General features: G+C 72.2%; 13 protein-coding genes. 6 read left to right on the top strand and 7 right to left on the bottom strand.

Annotation, left to right across the window (positions count from 1 at the left end; translation table 11 throughout):
• Positions 1-11: 11 nt before the first annotated feature.
• The 6 genes from ACTFTM_RS15665 (at position 12) to ACTFTM_RS15640 (ending at position 11650) form a co-directional block, all read left to right on the top strand.
• Complete coding sequence (locus ACTFTM_RS15665; RefSeq protein ID WP_449566496.1) at positions 12-5474, top strand: ATP-binding protein; 5463 nt, start codon at positions 12-14, stop codon at positions 5472-5474.
• 308 nt (positions 5475-5782) lie between these two features.
• Positions 5783-6976 (top strand): endo-1,4-beta-xylanase, encoded by a 1194-nt coding sequence (locus ACTFTM_RS15660; protein ID WP_449566495.1) that lies wholly within the window; start codon positions 5783-5785, stop codon positions 6974-6976.
• Between the two features lie 171 nt (positions 6977-7147).
• On the top strand, positions 7148-8026 hold the full coding sequence (locus tag ACTFTM_RS15655; RefSeq protein WP_449566494.1) for an endonuclease/exonuclease/phosphatase family protein: 879 nt from the start codon (positions 7148-7150) through the stop codon (positions 8024-8026).
• Positions 8027-8141: 115 nt separating this feature from the next.
• A complete protein-coding gene (locus ACTFTM_RS15650; protein ID WP_449566493.1) occupies positions 8142-8534 on the top strand; it encodes a hypothetical protein in 393 nt (130 codons plus the stop codon).
• 1 nt (position 8535) lies between these two features.
• Positions 8536-10974 carry a DUF4132 domain-containing protein gene (locus ACTFTM_RS15645; RefSeq protein ID WP_449566492.1) on the top strand — a complete coding sequence of 813 codons (2439 nt, stop codon included), beginning with the start codon at positions 8536-8538 and terminating at the stop codon, positions 10972-10974.
• Positions 10975-11425: 451 nt separating this feature from the next.
• A complete protein-coding gene (locus ACTFTM_RS15640) occupies positions 11426-11650 on the top strand; it encodes a GntR family transcriptional regulator (protein ID WP_449566491.1) in 225 nt (74 codons plus the stop codon).
• Between the two features lie 70 nt (positions 11651-11720).
• Here the strand turns inward: ACTFTM_RS15640 and ACTFTM_RS15635 are convergent, their stop codons facing one another.
• From ACTFTM_RS15635 to ACTFTM_RS15605, 7 genes are all read right to left on the bottom strand, one after another.
• Positions 11721-12704, bottom strand: a complete 984-nt coding sequence (locus tag ACTFTM_RS15635; protein ID WP_449566490.1) for a zinc-dependent alcohol dehydrogenase family protein — start codon at positions 12702-12704, stop codon at positions 11721-11723.
• 102 nt (positions 12705-12806) lie between these two features.
• Positions 12807-13409, bottom strand: coding sequence for a LutC/YkgG family protein (locus ACTFTM_RS15630; protein ID WP_449566489.1), 603 nt, complete (start codon positions 13407-13409; stop codon positions 12807-12809).
• Positions 13406-14827 (bottom strand): LutB/LldF family L-lactate oxidation iron-sulfur protein, encoded by a 1422-nt coding sequence (locus ACTFTM_RS15625; protein WP_449566647.1) that lies wholly within the window; start codon positions 14825-14827, stop codon positions 13406-13408. Before ACTFTM_RS15625 ends, ACTFTM_RS15630 begins: the two co-directional genes overlap by 4 nt.
• A gap of 20 nt (positions 14828-14847) precedes the next feature.
• Positions 14848-15603, bottom strand: coding sequence for a (Fe-S)-binding protein (locus ACTFTM_RS15620; protein WP_449566488.1), 756 nt, complete (start codon positions 15601-15603; stop codon positions 14848-14850).
• A gap of 19 nt (positions 15604-15622) precedes the next feature.
• Complete coding sequence (locus ACTFTM_RS15615; protein WP_449566487.1) at positions 15623-16372, bottom strand: SDR family NAD(P)-dependent oxidoreductase; 750 nt, start codon at positions 16370-16372, stop codon at positions 15623-15625.
• On the bottom strand, positions 16369-17220 hold the full coding sequence (locus ACTFTM_RS15610) for a fumarylacetoacetate hydrolase family protein (RefSeq protein ID WP_449566486.1): 852 nt from the start codon (positions 17218-17220) through the stop codon (positions 16369-16371). Before ACTFTM_RS15610 ends, ACTFTM_RS15615 begins: the two co-directional genes overlap by 4 nt.
• 135 nt (positions 17221-17355) lie before the next feature.
• The gene (locus ACTFTM_RS15605; RefSeq protein WP_449566485.1) at positions 17356-18240 is read right to left on the bottom strand and encodes an MHYT domain-containing protein; all 885 of its coding nucleotides are present in this window, start codon (positions 18238-18240) and stop codon (positions 17356-17358) included.
• Positions 18241-18365 lie beyond the last annotated feature (125 nt).

Genomic DNA, 18365 nt, shown 5'->3' with positions numbered 1-18365 from the left:
GGGTCAGTCGGGTGTTCAACCGTGTCGCCATCGTCAACCGTGGTGAGGCCGCCATGCGGCTCATCCACGCGGTCCGGGAGCTGGCAGCGGAGACGGGCAGCCGGATCGAGACGGTCGCCCTCCACACCGACGTCGACCGCACGGCCACCTTCGTCCGCGAGGCCGACATCGCCTACGACCTCGGTCCGGCGTCGGCCCGCCCGTACCTGAACCTCGCGACGCTGGAGCGCGCCCTGACCGAGACCGGCGCCGACGCGGCGTGGGTCGGCTGGGGCTTCGTCGCCGAGGATCCGGCCTTCGCGGAGCTGTGCGAGAAGATCGGGGTGACCTTCGTCGGGCCGAGCCCGGAGGCCATGCGCCAGCTCGGCGACAAGATCGGCGCGAAGCTGATCGCCGAGGAGGTCGGCGTGCCGGTCGCGCCGTGGAGCCGCGGCGCCGTCGAGAGCCTGGAGGCCGCGACGGCGGCGGCGGCCGAGATCGGCTACCCGCTGATGCTCAAGGCGACGGCCGGCGGCGGCGGGCGCGGCATCCGCGTGGTCACGAACGACGCCGAACTCGCCGACGCGTACGAGCGCACCAGCCAGGAGGCGGCGCGGGCGTTCGGCAGCGGCATCGTGTTCCTGGAGCGCCTGGTCACCGGCGCCCGGCACGTCGAGGTCCAGGTGATCGCCGACGGTCAGGGCACCGCGTGGGCGCTGGGCGTGCGGGACTGCTCGGTGCAGCGGCGCAACCAGAAGGTCATCGAGGAGTCGGCCTCGCCGGTGCTCGACAAGGCGCAGGCCGCCGAGCTGAAGACGTCGGCGGAGCGGCTCGCGGTGGCGGTCGGCTACCGGGGCGCGGCGACCGTCGAGTTCCTCTACCACCCCGGCGACCGGCTGTTCGCGTTCCTGGAGGTCAACACCCGCCTTCAGGTCGAGCACCCGATCACCGAGCTGACCACCGGATTCGACCTGGTCAAGGCGCAGCTGCACGTCGCGTCGGGCGGCCGGCTCGTGGGTGAGCCGCCGGCCGAGCGCGGGCACGCCATCGAGGCCCGACTGAACGCCGAGGACCCCGACCGCGACTTCGCGCCGTCGCCCGGGCGTATCGCACGGCTCGACCTGCCCGCCGGGCCGGGCATCCGGGTGGACACCGGCGTCAGCGAGGGCGACACCATCCCGGCGGACTTCGACTCGATGATCGCGAAGGTCATCGCGTACGGGCGGGACCGGGACGAGGCACTGGGCAAGCTGCGGCGGGCGATGGCCGACACCACCGTGATCATCGACGGTGGCGCGACGAACAAGAGCTTCGTGCTCGACCTGCTCGACCAGCCGGAGGTCATCGACGCCAGCGCCGACACCGGCTGGATCGACCGGGTCCGGGGCGAGGGCCGGCTCGTCACGCACCGGCACTCCGCGGTCGCCCTGGCCGCCGCCGCGATCGAGTCGTACGAGGAGGAGGAGCGCGCCGAGCGGCAGCGGCTGCTGTCGACGGCCGCCGGTGGGCGTCCGCAGGTGCAGCACGCCAGCGGCCGACCCCTGGACCTCAAGCTGCGGGGCGTCACCTACCGGCTGCGGGTGGCGCGGATCGGCGCCCACCGGTTCCGCGTGGGAATCGAGGTGGGCGGCGACGTCCGCACCGCCGACGTCGAGCTGGACCGCTTCGACCGGCACACCGGCCAGATCGCCGTCAACGGCGTCCGGTACCGCCTGCTGACGGGCACCCACGGCCCGACCCACCTCGTGGAGGTGGACGGCGTCACGCACCGGGTCAGTCGCGACGAGGGCGGCGTCCTGCGCTCCCCCATGCCCGCGCTGGTGGTCGCCACTCCGCTGGAGGTGGGCGCCGAGGTCGAGGCGGGCGCGCCGGTGCTGGTGCTGGAGGCCATGAAGATGGAGACGGTGCTGCGCGCGCCGTTCAAGGCCCGGCTCAAGGAGTGCGCCGTCTCGGTGGGCAGCCAGGTGGAGGCCGGTGCGCCGCTGCTGCGGCTGGAGCCGGTCGCCGACGATGCTGCCGACGCCGTGGCCGCTCCGAGCGGCCCCACCGTCGAGCTGGACCTGCCGGCCGCCGACGCCGGCCTGTCGGCGTACGAGCGCAGCCGGCGCGGTCAGGAGGACCTGCGCGGCCTGCTGCTCGGCTTCGACGTCGACCCGCACGACGACCGTCGGGTCCTCGACGACTACCTCGTCGTACGCCGGTTGGCGGCCGAGGACGGGCACCGGCCGCTCGCCGCCGAGGTGGACCTCGTCGACGTGTTCGCCGATCTGGCCGAGCTGAGCCGCAACCGGCCGACCGGCGAGGACGGCGGCGCCCACGCGCGCAGTGACCGGGAGTACCTGCACACCTACCTGCAGAGCCTCGACGTGGAGCGGGCCGGGTTGCCGGACGCCTTCCAGGCCAAGCTCGCCAAGGCGCTCGGCCACTACGGCGTCACCGACCTGGAGCGCTCCCCCGGCCTGGAAGCCGCCGTGTTCCGGATCTTCCTGGCCCAGCAGCGCGCGTCCGTCGACGCCACCGTCGTGGCGTCGCTGCTGCGCGAGTGGCTGCGCGAGACCCCGCCGGACGAGTCGCTGCGGGAGCCCGCCGGTCTGGCGTTGGAACGGCTGGTGGCCGCGACGCAGGTCCGCTTCCCCGCCATCGCCGACCTGGCCCGGGGCGTGGTGTTCGCCTGGTTCGCGCAGCCGCTGCTGCGCCGCAACCGCGCCCGCGTCTACGCGCAGGTGCGGGCCCACCTGCGCCACCTGGACGCCCACCCGGACTCGCCCGACCGCGCGGAGCGCGTCGCCGAGATGGTCCGCAGCACCGAGCCACTGGTCCGGCTGCTCGGCCAGCGCCTCGTGCGGCACCACCTCGACAACACGGTCATGTTGGAGGTGCTCACCCGCCGCTACTACGGCAACAAGGCGCTCAACCGGGTACGGACCCGCGAGGTCGCCGACTGCTCCTTCGTGGTCGCCGAGCGGGCGGACTCCACAGTGGTCTCCGCGGCCGTACGCTTCGACGGTCTGGGCGACGCGCTGCGCGGGCTCGCCGAGCTGGCCGGCGCCGAGGACTCGGTCGACGCCGACATCTACCTCGGCTGGGAGAACCAGCCGGAGGACTTCGACGCGATGGCCGCCGCGCTGCGCGACGTGCTCACCGCCCACCCGTTGCCGGCGCAGGTCCGTCGGCTCACCGCCACCGTCGCGGGTCGGGGCGGGGCGGTCATGCACCACCACTTCACCTTCCGCCCGTCGGACGCCGGGATGGTCGAGGACCGGCTGATCCGCGGCCTGCACCCGTACATCGCGCAGCGGATGCAGTTGGAGCGGCTGCACAAGTTCGACCTGACCCGGCTGCCGTCGTCGGACGAGGAGGTCTACCTCTTCCAGTGCGTGGCCCGGGAGAACCCGGCCGACGAGCGCCTGGTGGCGTTCGCCCAGGTGCGCGACCTGACCGAGCTGCGCGAGCAGGACGGCCGGCTGGTGGCGCTGCCCACCGCCGAGGACGCGGTGGCGGCCTGCCTCGACTCGATCCGTCGGGCCCAGTCGCGCCGGCCGTCGAAGACGCGCTTCACCACCAACCGGATCGTCGTCTACGTGTGGCCGCCGAGCGAGCTGACCCGCGAGGAGATGGAGATGATCGCCGGGCGGGTGCGTCCGACGACGGTGGGCGCCGGCCTGGAGGAGATCCTGTTCATCGCGCGGCAGCGCGACCGCCGCACCGGCGAGCTGAGCAAGATCGCCGTACGGATCTCGTTCGACGCCCAGGGCGGCGCGGAGCTGACCGTGGGCGAGCCGCCCGCAGAGCCCGTCGAGCCGCTCGACGAGTACCGGCTGAAGGTGCTGCGGGCGAGCAGCCGCAACACGGTGTACCCGTACGAGCTGACCGGTCGGCTCGGTGACTTCGTCGAGCACGACCTGGACGACGCGCACGTGCTGGTGCCGGTGGACCGGCCGAGGGGGCGCAACCGCGCCGCGATCGTCGCGGGCGTCGTCACCGCGCCCACCGAGCGGCACCCGCAGGGCGTGACCCGGGTGGTGCTGCTCGGCGACCCGACGAAGTCGTTGGGCGCGCTGTCCGAGCCGGAGTGCCGGCGGGTGATCGCCGCGCTGGACCTGGCGGAGCGGATGCGGGTGCCGGTGGAGTGGTGGGCGCTGTCCGCCGGGGCCCGGATCTCGATGACCTCGGGTACGGAGAACATGGACTGGGTGGCGGCGGCGCTCAAGCGCATCGTCGAGTTCACCCAGGCCGGCGGTGAGATCAACATCGTGGTCGCGGGCATCAACGTCGGCGCGCAGCCGTACTGGAACGCCGAGGCCACGATGCTCATGCACACCAAGGGCGTCCTGGTGATGACCCCGGACTCGGCGATGGTGCTCACCGGTAAGCAGTCGTTGGACTTCTCCGGCGGCGTCTCCGCCGAGGACAACTTCGGCATCGGCGGGTACGACCGGGTGATGGGCCCGAACGGCCAGGCGCAGTACTGGGCGCCGAACCTGAACGCCGCGCGGGACGTGCTGATGGCCCACTACGACCACACGTACGTCGCGCCCGGCGAGGACGCCCCGCGTCGGGTGACCACCACCGACCCCGTGGACCGGGACATCTCCCCGTTCCCGCACGACGTGGCGGGCAGCCCCTTCCGCACGGTCGGTGAGATCTTCTCCGCCGAGGCCAACCCGGACCGCAAGAAGCCGTTCGACATCCGGACGGTGCTGCGGGCCCTCGCCGACCAGGACCGTCCGGTGCTGGAGCGGTGGGCGGGCATGGCCGACGCCGACACGGCGGTCGTGCAGGACGCCCACCTCGGCGGCATCCCGGTGTGCCTGCTCGGCATCGAGTCGCGGTCGGTGCCGCGTCGGGGGTTCCCGCCCACCGACGGGCCGGACACCTACACGGCGGGAACCTTGTTCCCCCGCTCGTCGAAGAAGGCCGCGCGGGCCATCAACGCGACCAGCGGCAACCGGCCGCTGGTCGTGCTGGCCAACCTGTCGGGCTTCGACGGCTCGCCCGAGTCGATGCGCAAGCTGCAACTGGAGTACGGCGCGGAGATCGGCCGGGCGATCGTCAACTTCCGTGGTCCGATCGTGTTCTGCGTGATCTCGCGGTACCACGGTGGCGCGTTCGTGGTGTTCTCGAAGGCGCTGAACCCGAGCATGACGGTGCTCGCGTTGGAAGGCTCGTTCGCCTCGGTGCTCGGTGGCGCTCCCGCCGCCGCGGTGGTGTTCTCCGCCGACGTCAACGCCCGTACGGCCGCCGACGAGCGGGTACGCGCCCTGGAGGCCCGCGTCGCCGCCGCGTCCGGCACCGAGCGTGCCGCGTTGACGGCCGAGCTCGACGAGCTGCGGTCCTCGGTGCGGGCGGAGAAGCTCGGCGAGGTGGCCACGGAGTTCGACCGGGTGCACAACATCCAGCGGGCCGTCGAGGTCGGCTCGGTGGACGCCGTGATCCGCGCCGCGGAGCTGCGTCCGCGCGTCATCGAGGCGATCGAGGCGCGGCTGAACGCCTGATTCGTCGCCGACCCGCATCCTGGGGGTGGCACCGACCCATCGAGGTCGGTGCCACCCCCACTGCCGTTGATCGGGCGGCCACGCCGCGCAGCGGCGAAACTTTCATCCGATGACTTTCCACAGTCGCGCAGCTCACCGGACTCTTTTCCGGAAGTTTTCAGAGTTGACGAGGCCCATCGACGGCCATAATGTTTCGGACGAGTTTCCGGTCCTTCGAAGCGACACCCCACCCACTGCGCCCTTTCGTCCCGGGCCGCACCCTTCCTTCAAAGATCGACACTTGTCGATCATCATCGAGAGGTAGGCAGATGAAGCCAAGACGGTGGATCAGCGCCGGTGTCGTCGCCGTCGCGACCGCTGCGGCGTTGAACGCGCTTCCGGCCACCGCGAGCCGGCCGTACGACCCGACCGCCCAGACGCTCGCGGCCCTCGGCCAGCGCCACGGTCTGAAGATCGGCACCGCGGTCAACGCGGACGCGCTCAACGACGCCAACGACCCGCGCTACCGCCAGCTCGCCGCCTCGGAGTTCTCCTCGGTCACCGCTGAGAACGCGATGAAGTGGGAGAGCCTGGAGCCCACCCGGGGCACCTACGACTGGACGGCCGCCGACCAGCTCATCCAGTTCGCCCAGCGCAACCGTCAGAGCGTACGGGGTCACGTGCTGGTCTGGCACAACCAACTGCCCGCCTGGCTGACCAGCGGCGTCGCCGACGGCACCATCAGCAAGCAGGAACTGCGCGAGCTGCTGCGCAAGCACATCACCACCGTCGTGAGCCGCTACAAGGGCAAGATCTGGCAGTGGGACGTCGTCAACGAGGCGGTCAGCGACCCCTGGGACACCCCGTCGACGCTGCACTACAAGGGCTTCTGGGCGCAGAACCTCGGCCCGGACTACATCGCCGACGCGTTCCGCTGGGCGCGCGCCGCCGACCCGAAGGCGCTGCTGTTCTACAACGACTACAACATCGAGGCGTTCGGCTCGGGCAACCCGGCCGACGACAAGACGCAGTTCGTCTACGACATGGCCAAGGGGCTGCGCGCCAAGGGCGTCCCGATCGACGGCGTCGGCTCACAGGGCCACCTGGGCACCCAGTACGGCAACTTCGACACGCTCCAGGTGACCGCCGCCCTCAAGCGGTTCTCCGCGCTCGGTCTGGCTACCGCGTTCACCGAGGTCGACGTCCGTAGCCAGATGACCGAGGGCGTCCAGGCCGGCAACTCCGAGGAGATCAATCCCCGGTTGCAGGCGTCGGCCGCCAACTTCAGCGTGCTGATGAAGGCGTGTCTCGCCGTACGCGACTGCCTGTCGTACACCGTCTGGGGGTTCAGCGACAAGTACTCGTGGGTGCCGGACTGGTTCAACGACCCGCCGGAGGGTCTGGCCACGATCTACGACGAGAACTACCAGCCCAAGCGGGCGTACCAGGAGTTGAAGTCGGACCTGATCTTCGCTGGTCCGCCGTACGTCCTGCCACGGGTCGCGCCTCGGCCGCACCGCTGAGGTAGCCGCGGGCCGTGCGGGGTCCACCCTCCCCGCACGGCCCGTGTCAGCGCGACCCGGTCAGGTCGGTCACCCGATCATTGATCCGCCACAGGGCTCCTTCCCCGGGACGGCCGGCAGTAGGATCGCGGGCACCTCGGCGACGATCGTCGCCGCCCGGCCGGAGCCCGCATGTCCACAGAGCCGCCCGGCGACACCAGCCGCCGTCGAGGCAGACCCCTCGGCACGTACCGTGCGATCCGTCGGTCTCTCGCCGTCGCCTGCCTGGTCGCCGTCGCCGGGCTGCCCGCCGGACCCGTGCCCGCGTCACCCGCGCCCACGACGCTGATCGTGGCGCAGATGAACCTGTGCAACAGCGGACGCGCCGGCTGCTACACCGGCCGCTCGGTGACCGGAGCCGCCGAGCTGGTCCGGGCCGAGCGCCCCGACCTGGTCACCCTCAACGAGATCTGTCAGGACGACGTGCCCACGCTCGCGGCGGTGTTCGCCGAGGCCCACGGCGGCGCCGAGGTCGTGTCGGCCTTTCAGAGCGCCGGCGACCGGCCCAGCGGCGCCGACACGCTGTGCCGCAACGGCCAGGCGTACGGCATCGGTCTGCTGACCCGGCTGCCGGCGGCGGGCAGCCGGTACGCCGTGCACAGTGGAATCCATCCGACGCAGGACCTCGCGGACCCCGAGGAGCGACCCTGGCTCTGCGTGCGCGTCGACGGCGCGCTCACCGCCTGCACCACCCACCTGGCGGCCACCAGCCACGCCGTCGCGCTCGCCCAGTGCGGCGACCTGCTCGACGTGATCCTGCCGGCCATTCGTCGCCGCACCGGCTACGCCCCCACCGTGCTGAGCGGCGATCTCAACCTCCGACTCCGCGACGACCCGGACGTACGGTCCTGCCCTCCGCCCGGTTACCGACGCGTCGGCGACGGCGCGGTGCAGCACGTCCTGACCAGTGCCGACGTCACGATTTGCTGTACACGGTCGGTGGGCATGGGCGGGGCGACCGACCACCCCGCCCTACTGGCCACCCTCGTCGTCGACGGCACGCGACGCTGACGACGACCGTCAGTCCTCGTCGTCGTCACCAGCGGCTGGCAGGCCCCTGGGGCACCGGTTTTCGTCGGACGGTCGTGCCATGCTGCCGCTCACCTGAGGGCGAGGAGCGCAGCGCATGGTCACGGTGATGGTTCGGGACGAGACGGCGACCGGCAGAGCCGTCGACAGTTGGCCGTTGACGGGCCTGCCGGAGCGCATCTCCGCGCGGGAGCTGGTGCGGCTGCGGGTCCGCGAGGAGGTGGCGCGGTTCAACGCCGCGCAGCCGCGGCACTTCCGGGGCCTGGTACAGCCGACCGACACGGAGGCCACGCTGAACGGCTACCGGGTCGCTCCGGGCCGACGGCTCGACTGGGAGGCGCAGGCGGATCGGGCCTGTGCCGCGTTCTCGCACAACGGTTTCCTGCTGCTGGTCGGTGACCACCAGGTCGACGACCTGGACGAGGAGATCGACCTGCGGACCGACCCCGACGTGGCGTTCGTCCGGCTCGTCGCGCTGGTGGGTGGCTGACATGGGTGACTGGACGGCGCTGCTCCCCCGCCTCAGCGACGCCGACCGGCGGCAGGTGGAGACCGGCCTCGCCGAGGCCGACGAACGAATCCGCACGGTGCTGCGCATCGCCAGCACCTACCACTGGGGGTCCTCGGTGACGAACGTCCCCGAGTGGTCCACAGTGACATCGTGGTCGGCCGAGGAGCGCCGCCGCGCTGCCCTGGCCATGCACCGGGAATCGGCGTCCGCGTCGATCCCGACCGCACTGAACGACGTGGTGCGTGCTCTCGCCACCGACGATGTCCTCTTCACGCGCGCGGACCTGCTCTGGTGCCTGCACGTCGCCGCCGAGGGCTACTGCTTCGACAACGGCGCCCACCTGGAGCTGCCCGCCCTGATCGCGGCGCGCCTGACGGCTGCCGAACTGGCCGACCTGGTGCAAGCGCTGTCCGCCCTGAGCAGTGAGCTGGTGGACGACCACTTCGTCGCGGCGGCGTCCCGACGGCGCGTCGTCACGCTGCTCGGCCAGGCTATCGACCGCGCCACCGGCAGCCGGCTGCCGTCGTGGCTGCTGCACCACGGGGACACCTTCGGCCCCGCCGTCCGCGCCGATCTGGGCGCCGACCTCGCCGCGCCCGGCGTGCCGGAGCTGCTGGAGCACTGTGCCGCGCTGGACAAGCCGGCGGCGACCGCGAAGTGGCTGCGCCGCCTCGACGAACTGCTCGTGGCCGCGTACGGCGGCCGGCAGGTCGTCCGTCGGCTCCTCGACGCGTTCACCACCCACGGGCGCGGCGTCCACGACGACACGGACCGTCTCCTGCGCGGGCTGGTGTGGGCGCTGTCCCGCGAGCGCGACGAGCGGGCGACGGAGCTGTTGGCCCGGGCCACCACCGGCGCGGCGTCCGCGCCACGCGAGGCCGCCGGATTCCCGTACGCCCCGCGGACGGCGATCGCGGCGGTACGACTCCTGGCGGACCGCGACGGTGACGTGCCGCTGCGCACGCTGGCCCGCCTCGCGGTGACGGTCCGCAACAAGGCCGTGCGCAGCCGGGTACAGACCGCGCTGACCCAGCTCGGGGCCCGGCGCGGGTGGTCGCTCAGCGAGGTCATGGAGCTGGCCGTCGACGACCACGGTCTCGGCCCGGACGGACGGCTGCGCAGGGCGGTCGGTCCGTACGAGGCGACGGTCGAGATCGTGGGCGAGCGGGCGCGCCTCGTCTTCGCCCGCGACGGGGTCACCCGCAAGGGCGTTCCGGCCCAGGTGAAGCAGTCCCACGGGGACGATCTCGCCGAGTTGCGGGGCCTGGTCAAGCGGATCGGCGCGACGTTGGCCAGCGAACGGCAGCGGGTGGAGGGGCTGCTGTCGGAGGAGCGCGTCTGGTCGTACCCGGACTGGTCGTCGCGCCTGCTCGACCACCCGGTCACGGCGACGTACGGGCGGCGGCTGCTCTGGGAGACGAGCACCGACGGCCGGCGCTGGACGGCCGGTCTGCCCCGGCGGGACGGCGGCGCGTGGGCGCTCGTCGACCGGGACGGCCACGCTCTCGACCACGGGACGGTCCGGTTGTGGCACCCCGCCCGCGCGAGCACGGCCGAGGTGCTCACCTGGCGCGGACATCTGCTCGACGCCGGCCTGACGCAGCCGTTCAAGCAGGCGTTCCGGGAGGTCTACCTGCGCACGCCGGCGGAGGAGAAGACGGAGACCTACTCCAACCGGTTCGCCGCGCACGTCCTGCGCTACCGGCAGGCCAACGCCCTGATGCGCGCCCGCGGCTGGCAGGCGGGCTACCTCGGCACCTGGGACGGCGGGTACGACAGCGAGGCCACCAAGGTCTTCGGCGGTGGCGCGTGGCGGGCGTCCTTCCACCACGAACTCGTCGACGACCCGGAGGAGCGTCGCCACGACGTCGAGTACTGCGCGACCGATCAGGTGCGCTTCGCCCGGCTGGACGGCACGACGTGGCGGCCCGCGCCGATCATCGACGTGCCACCGCTGGTGTTCAGCGAGGCCATGCGCGACGTGGACCTGTTCGTCGGCGTCACCTCGATCGCCACCGACCCGCAGTGGGCCGACCGTGGCGAGGACCGGTTCTCCGCCTACTGGCACCGCACGGCGGTGGCGGAGCTGACCCCGTCCGCACAGGTACGCCGGGACGCGCTCGCCCGGCTGCTGCCCCGGATGGCCATCGCCGACCGAGTGGACCTCGCGGAGCGGTACCTGCGGGTGCGGGGCAACCTGCGCGCGTACCGCATCCACCTCGGGTCGGGCAACATCATGATGGAACCCGACGACAGGTACCTGTGCATCGTCGCCGCGCGCAGCCAGACCGGCCGCCTGCACCTGCCGTTCGACGACGACCCCATGCTCGCCACGATCCTGTCCAAGGCGATCATGCTGGCCGCCGACGACCGCATCACCGACCCCACCGTGCTGAGCCAACTCCGACCCGCGGGCTGATAAAGATCAACGCTTCTGGAACATGACGGCTGCCATCTCTGCTGTCAGCGCGATCGCCCAATCAAGCTGTGGACAGTCGTCGCGACCTCTGCACTCCAAGCAACCACCTACCCGCCATGGCCGGCCGGGTGTCGAGGTCCAATGCGCGTCGAGTACCCGCTTTGCCATGAACAGCTCGGTCGCCCTGGACACCGGTTCGTCGATTGGCACGGTGAGCACCTTCCCAACGATCTGTGGGGTCCCACCGGAGGGCGTTGTGCCCCTCAGGTGGGCGTGCGGCCGGGACCCAGGAGTTTGCCGAAACCAGGGAACCCGACCCAGAAGCCAACTTATTCCAACTTGTAGGAGTAGGTTAGGCCAGGATTATTGGCAGATCATGAAACTTGTTGGAACAGGTCCTCCCGTGATCGAATTAGAGCGCCGAAACCAGGGGACCCACGGAGATCGACCCATGCCGACCGAGCGAGTGGACTACCGGCGCATAGCCAACGAGATCGCCGAGAAGATCAAGTCCGGAGCGCTTGCGCCGGGCGAGAAGCTCCCGTCCACACGCGAGCTGGCCGAGCAGTACGGCGTGCACATCTCCACGATCAACCGCGTCATGACAATCCTCAAAGACCGCGGGTTGGTCGAGGGACATCCCGGTAAGGGTGTCTACGTGGCCGAGGCTGGCTAACCCCGTCAGAAGAGCCAGCCCCGGTGCCTCGGGCGTCCATCTCAGCAGGTACCCGGCCAGCTGGGCCTGGTCAGGGCAGGTCGATGACGATCTTGCCGGTGCTGGTGCCGGCCTCCACGACGGCGTGGGCGTCCGCGACGGTGTCCAGCGTGAACCGTCGGGGATCGACGATCGGGCGCAGCGCTCCCGCGTCGGCGAGGGCGCTGGCCTCGCGCAGGATCTCGCCGTGCGCGTCGCGTCCCTGACCGGTCAACAGTGGCAACAGGGTGAAGACGCCGGAGTAGCTGGCGCCCCGGAACGACAGCGGCGCCAGGCTGTGCGTACCCCAGCCGAGCGCGCTCACGACGCGGCCGGTGTAGGTGCGTACGGCGGTGAAGGACTTGTCCAGGGTGGCCCCGCCGACGGTGTCGAAGACGACGTCGAAGCCCTCGCCGCCGGTGTGCGCGGCCACGTAGTCCTCGACCTCGGTGGTGTTGTAGTCGATCGGAGTCGCCCCGAGTCGGGCGATGGTCTCCAGGTTCCGGGGTGAACCGGTGGCGAAGACCGCCGCGCCCCGGGCGCGGGCGATCTGGATCGCGGCCTGCCCGACGCCGCCGGCGCCGCCGTGCACCAGCACCCGCTGGCCCGCCCGCACCTGTGCCCGGTGCACCAGCGCCTCCCAACTCGTGATGACGGCCAGCGGCAGTGCCGCCGCCTCGCGCAGGCTCAGCGACTCGGCCGTACGGGCCAGCAGCCGGGCGTCGACGGCCGCGTACTCGGCGAGCGACCCCTGGATGTCACCGACTCCGCCGGTGAGCCCGTACACCTCGTCGCCCTCGGCGAAGCCCACGACGCCGGGGCCGACCTCCGCCACGACCCCGGCCAGGTCCAGGCCGAGGATGACGGGCGGATGGTTCCGGGCGTGCGGGGCCTTCCCTTCACGGATCTTGGTGTCCAGGGGGTTGACACCACTGGCCGTGACCCGCACGAGCACCTGCCCCGCGCCGAGGGTCGGCGTGTCGACCTCCCGCACCACGAGCGGGCCGCCGAATTCGCTGAGCACTACCGCGCGCATGGCGCTCCCTCGCAGTCGTCGTTACTGATCCCTCCAACGATGCCTACCCGGGGGCGTCCTTGGCGGGTCATCGGGAAAAGCGAGGTGGCGCCGAGCGCTGCGTCAGGGCAGCAGGAGGATGTGCAGGCGGCGTGGGCCGTGCACGCCCTCGACACGGATCAGCTCGATGTCGCTGGTGGCCGACGGCCCGCTGATCCAGGTCAGCGGGCGCTGCGGCGTCAGTCGCGCGATGGCCTCGGGGACGGTCGCCACGACCTGGTCGGCGCGGACCACGCAGACGTGCAGGTCCGGCAGGAGGCTGAGGACGCGACGTCCCTGGTCGGGTGAGCCGTCGAGGACGACGGTGCCGGTCTGGGCGATGGCGACGGCGGCGGCGGTGACGACGCCGTCGGCCGCGCCGATCCGCGCGTGGTCGAGGCCGTCGTCGGGCAACGCGGTCACCGTCGGCGGCAGCCAGGCCGGTGCCAGACCCGGGGGTACGACGACCGTGCCGCCCGCCGGCAGGATGTCGGCGATCGCGTCGGCGACGCCTGCCTCGGTGACCCGGTGCACGTGCGCCCGGTAGTCGGTCAGCCGCTGCGCCAACTGGTCGAGATCCGCGTCGGCGGCCCGGCGGTAGTCGCGCGGCACCGGCACCGGATCGGCGGGACCGCCGCCGGCGAGCGCGGCGCGCAGTCGGCCGAGGACGAGGTCGCGGGAGGTCACCGCGCGTCCCACCACTCACGGAAGGTCTGCGCCGGCGGCTCGGGCAGGTCACGGCTGGCGGTCCAGCCGTTCAGTGGCGGGGGCAGGCCCCGACCGCGCCGGCCGGCGAACCGGCTCAGCCGGGCCGCGCCCTGCCCGGCCGCGTACAGCCGGGGTCGGTCCATCGTGTACGCGGCTGCCGCCATCGCGATCGACTCGACGGTGGGTCGCTGCCGCGCCTCGACGGCCTCGGCGCGCAGGTGCACCAGCAGCTCCGGGATGTTGATTTTCACGGGGCACGCGTCGTAGCAGGCGCCGCAGAGCGTCGACGCGTACGGCAGGGACGCGTTGTCCTCGATGCCGGTGAGCTGCGGCGACAGCACCGCCCCGATCGGACCGGGATACACCGACCCGTACGCGTGGCCGCCGGTGCGCTCGTACACCGGGCACACGTTGAGGCACGCCGAGCAGCGGATGCACCGCAGCGCCTGCCGCCCCACCTCGTCGACGAGCACCGCGCTGCGCCCGTTGTCCAACAGGATCAGGTGGAACGTCTGCGGCCCGTCGCCCGGGGTCACGCCCGTCCACATCGAGGTGTACGGGTTCATCCGCTCCCCGGTCGACGCCCGCGGCAGGAGTTGGAGGAAGACCTCCAGGTCACGCCAGGTGGGCACCACCTTCTCCACGCCCATGACGGTGATGAGGGTCTGCGGCAGGGTGAGGCACATCCGGCCGTTCCCCTCGGACTCCACCACGGCGAGGGTGCCGGTCTCGGCGACGGCGAAGTTCGCGCCGGAGATCGCCACCGGCGTAGTCAGGAAGGTCTGGCGCAGGAACCGGCGTGCGGCGGCGGCCAGGGCCGTCGGGTCGTCGGTGAGCGTGGGGTCGACGCCGGGCATCTCGCGCAGGAAGATCTCGCGGATCTCGGCCCTGTTGCGGTGGATCGCGGGTACCAGGATGTGGCTCGGCCGGTCGTCGCCGAGTTGCACGATCAGCTCGGCCAGGTCGGTCTCGACGGCGGTGATCCCGGCGGCGTCGAGGGCCTCGTTGAGGCCGATCTCCTGGGTCGCCATCGACTTGACCTTGATGACGCGGTCCGCGCCGGTCGCCGTGACGAGGTCGGTGACGATGCGGTTGGCCTCGACGGCGTCCGCCGCCCAGTGCACCACACCGCCGGCCTCGACGACCTTTGCCTCGAGCTGTTCGAGCAGCTCGGGCAGGCGGTGCAGGGTGTCGGCCTTGATGGCCGCGCCCGCCGTGCGCAACTGCTCCCAGTCCGCCTGCTCGGCGATCACCGCTCCGGACTTGGTGCGGATCGTGGTCGTCGCGTACCGCAGGTTGCGCCGCAGTTGCGGGTCGGCCAGGCTGCGCCGCGCGGCGGCCGGGAACGGCTCGTCGCCGCGCAGGTGCCCCACGCCGGGCGGCGCGGTCGCCGGCATGCCGAGGAACGTCCGGCGGGTCACGACCGGGCCGCCGATCCGGCGCGGGTCTCCGTCGAGGCCAGGATCTCGGCGAGGTGCACGGTACGCACCCCGGTGCGCAGCCGGGACAGTCCGCCGCCGATGTGCATGAGGCAGGACACGTCGCCGGCCGCGCAGACGTCGGCGCCGGTGTCCAGCACGTGGCGCATCTTGTCCGCCAGCATCGCCGTGGACGTCTCCGGGTTCTTCACGGCGAACGTGCCGCCGAAGCCGCAGCACTGCTCCGCCGCCGGCAACTCGACCAGGTCGAGACCACGCACCTCGCGCAGCAACTGTCGCGGCCGGTCGGCCACCCGCAGCATCCGCAGCGAGTGACAGGTCGGATGGTAGGTGACCCGGTGCGGGTAGTACGCGCCCACGTCGGTCACCCCGAGCACGTCGACGAGCAGTTCCGACAACTCGTACGTCCGCTCGGCCACCGACTCGGCCCGGCTGGCCAGACCCTCGTCGCCCGCGCGCCGGGCCACCATCGCGTGCTGGTGGCGCACCGAGCCGACGCAGGAGCCCGACGGCGCGACGATCACGTCGTACCTGTCGAAGGTCCGCACGTGCCGTCGTACCAGCGGCACGGCCTCGCGCCGGTAGCCGGTGTTGACGTGCATCTGCCCGCAGCAGGTCTGCTCGGTCGGGAAGACGACCTCGTGGCCGAGTCGTTCCAGCAGCCGTACGGTCGCCGTGGCGGCCTGCGGGAACATGGTGTCGGCCAGGCAGGTCACGAAGAGCGCGATCCGCACGGCACACCCCCGCCCGTCGTCACGGCCGGACCCGCAGGTGGGTGACACCGCCGTCGACGTCCAACACCGTACCGGTGGTCGACGCCGAACGGGGCGACGCGAGGTAGAGGATCGCGTTGGCGACCTCCTGCGGGGTGACCAGTCGTCCGATGGGTTGGCGGGCCTGTAGCGCCGCCCGTTCGGCGGCCGGGTCGTCCGCCTGCGCGAGCAATCGCCCGACCCATGGCGTGTCGGCGGTGCCGGGGCAGACGCAGTTGAACCGGATGCCCTCGCGGACGTGGTCGGTGGCCATGGCGAGGGTCAGCGACAGGACCGCGCCCTTGCTGGCCGAGTAGAGCGCGCGGCCGGGCAGTCCGTTGAGGGCCGCGATGGACGAGAGGTTGACGACCGAGGCGTGCTCGGAGCGGCGCAGCCAGGGCAGGGCGGCGGTGACGACCCGCGCCATGCCGACCACGTTGACGTCGAGCACGCGGTGCCACTCGTCGTCGCCCTGGTCGGCGACGGTTCCGGTCGCGCCGATGCCGGCGTTGTTGACCACCACGTCGAGGCCGCCGAGCACGGCGGCGGCCTCGGCGACCGCCGCGTCCACCGACAGCCGACTCGACACGTCGGCGGTGATGCCGACGATGCCGTCGTCGAGCCCGCTCGGGTCGAGGTCGAGGACGGCCACCCGGGCGCCCCGGGCGCTCAGCTCCACGGCCGTGGCGCGACCGATGCCGGACGCGCCGCCCGTGACGATCGCGGCCAGCCCGGCGAACTCCGCGGTCATGCCGCCGCCAACGTCTGGCGCGCGCGGCCCAGGCCGGTGACCTCCAACTCCACCACGTCACCCGGGCGCAGGTAGGGGTGGTCGGGGAGACCGAGCGCCACCCCGGCCGGCGTGCCCGTGTTGATGACGTCGCCGGGGTACAGGACCATGAACTGGCTGAGGTACCAGAGCACGTGCGCCACCGGGAAGATCATGTTGGCGGTGGACCCGTCCTGGCGGAGCACCCCGTTGACCCACAGGCGCAGCGCGAGCGACTGCGGGTCGTCGACCTCGTCGGCCGGCACGAGACTCGGGCCCAGCGGGTTGAACGTCTCGCAGCTCTTGCCCTTGTCCCACTGGCCGCCGCGCTCCAGCTGGAAGGCGCGCTCGGAGACGTCGTGCGACACCGCGTACCCGGCGACGTGGCGCAGGGCCTCCTGCGGGGACTCGGCGTACCGGATGGTCCTCCCGACGACGACCGCGAGTTCGACCTCCCAGTCGGTCTTGGTCGAGCCGCGCGGGACGAGCACGTCGTCGTACGCCCCGACGATCGTCATCGGGTCCTTCATGAAGACCACCGGCTCGGCGGGCAGCGCCGCGCCGGTCTCCTGGGCGTGGTCGCGGTAGTTGAGTCCGATGCAGACAATCTTGGCCGGACGCGTCACCGGGGCGCCCACCCGCAGCGACGCGGCCCCGGGCAGCTCGGTCAGCTCGCCCTTCTCGAGCGCGCCGCGCGTCCGCGTGATCCCGTCCGACGCCCAGAACTCCCCGTCCAGGTCGGCGGTGAGTGGCCGCAGGTCGAAGGTCGTACCGTCACGCTGGACCACCGGGATCTCCTGGCCGCTCGGGCCGAGGCGTTGGAAGTTCATCTCACCCTCCTCTGTGTCCGGGCTGGCGTGCGGGGGTGGCGGACACCCCCGCATTCAACACCGGCACGCCTCGCCGCCCGCACGGCGGGACCACCTCGGTCAGCGGACTGGGACGCGATTGTCGCGCCCTGCGCCTCAGCGCTGCGGGGTGTCCCGGCGGGACGGGAACGGGGTGCCCGGCCGCCCGAGGCTGGGGCGGGCGCGCAGCCCGACCGGGTCGGGAGCGGTCACCGGCGCGGCCGGCGTGGGCTCCTGGGCCCGGCGTGCGTCCAGGTACGCGGCGGCGGCCCGGTCGTCGTCGGTGGGAGCGGCGAGCAGGGCGTAGAGCAACCCGACCACCCCGAAGATCACCGCCACGACGATCGGCACCAGCAACGCGCTCACACCGGCACCGGTCACCCCGCCCGAGCGTTCGTGCAGGTGCACCGAGAGAGCACTCATGCCGGTGAAGTGCATGCCGTTCACGGCGATGCCCATGACCAGCGCGGAGGCGAAGATCGCCAGGCCGCCCCGGACGGTCATCGCGAGCCACAGGGCGACCGTCGCGGCGACGACCGCGATGACCACCGACAGGACGACACGGGTCGTGTCGTAGCCGAGGCTGCCGTTGAGGCGCATCGCCGCCATGCCGGTGTAGTGCATGGCGGCGACGCCGGCACCGGTGAACACGCCGCCGGCGACGAGGCGTACCGGGTTCAGCCGGCCGGTGCCGACGATGGCCAGGCCGATGCCGACCGCGACCACCGCGATGGCGGTGCTGGCGGCGGTGAGGGGCACGTCGTACCGGATGCGGGTGCCGTCGACGGCGAAGCCGAGCATGGCCATGAAGTGCATCGCCCAGATGGCGGTGCCGCCGAGGGCCCACGCGGCCAACAGGCCCCACCAGGCGCGCTGTCCGGCGGTGCGGGCCGTGCGGATGCGCCCGGCGCAGACGAGCCCGAGGACCGACCCGAGCACCGACAGCGCGTAGCTCAGCGCGGGCGTGATCCACCCGTACTCAAAGTGATTGATGTCCGCCACGGCGGTGCCTCTCCCCCATTCGTTACCGGCGCGTACGTACCGCGCCCGGCAATGATCAGGGGTGCTCCGAGCAGGCGCAATAGCCCTTCGGGGCTATTCGCGGGGTGCCGTCACGGTGACCGTCC

It is taken from the genome of Micromonospora sp. RB23 (genome assembly GCF_053585025.1).
The sequence above is the reverse complement of the archived record's forward strand: the minus strand, read 5'-3'. Positions and strand labels throughout refer to the sequence as shown.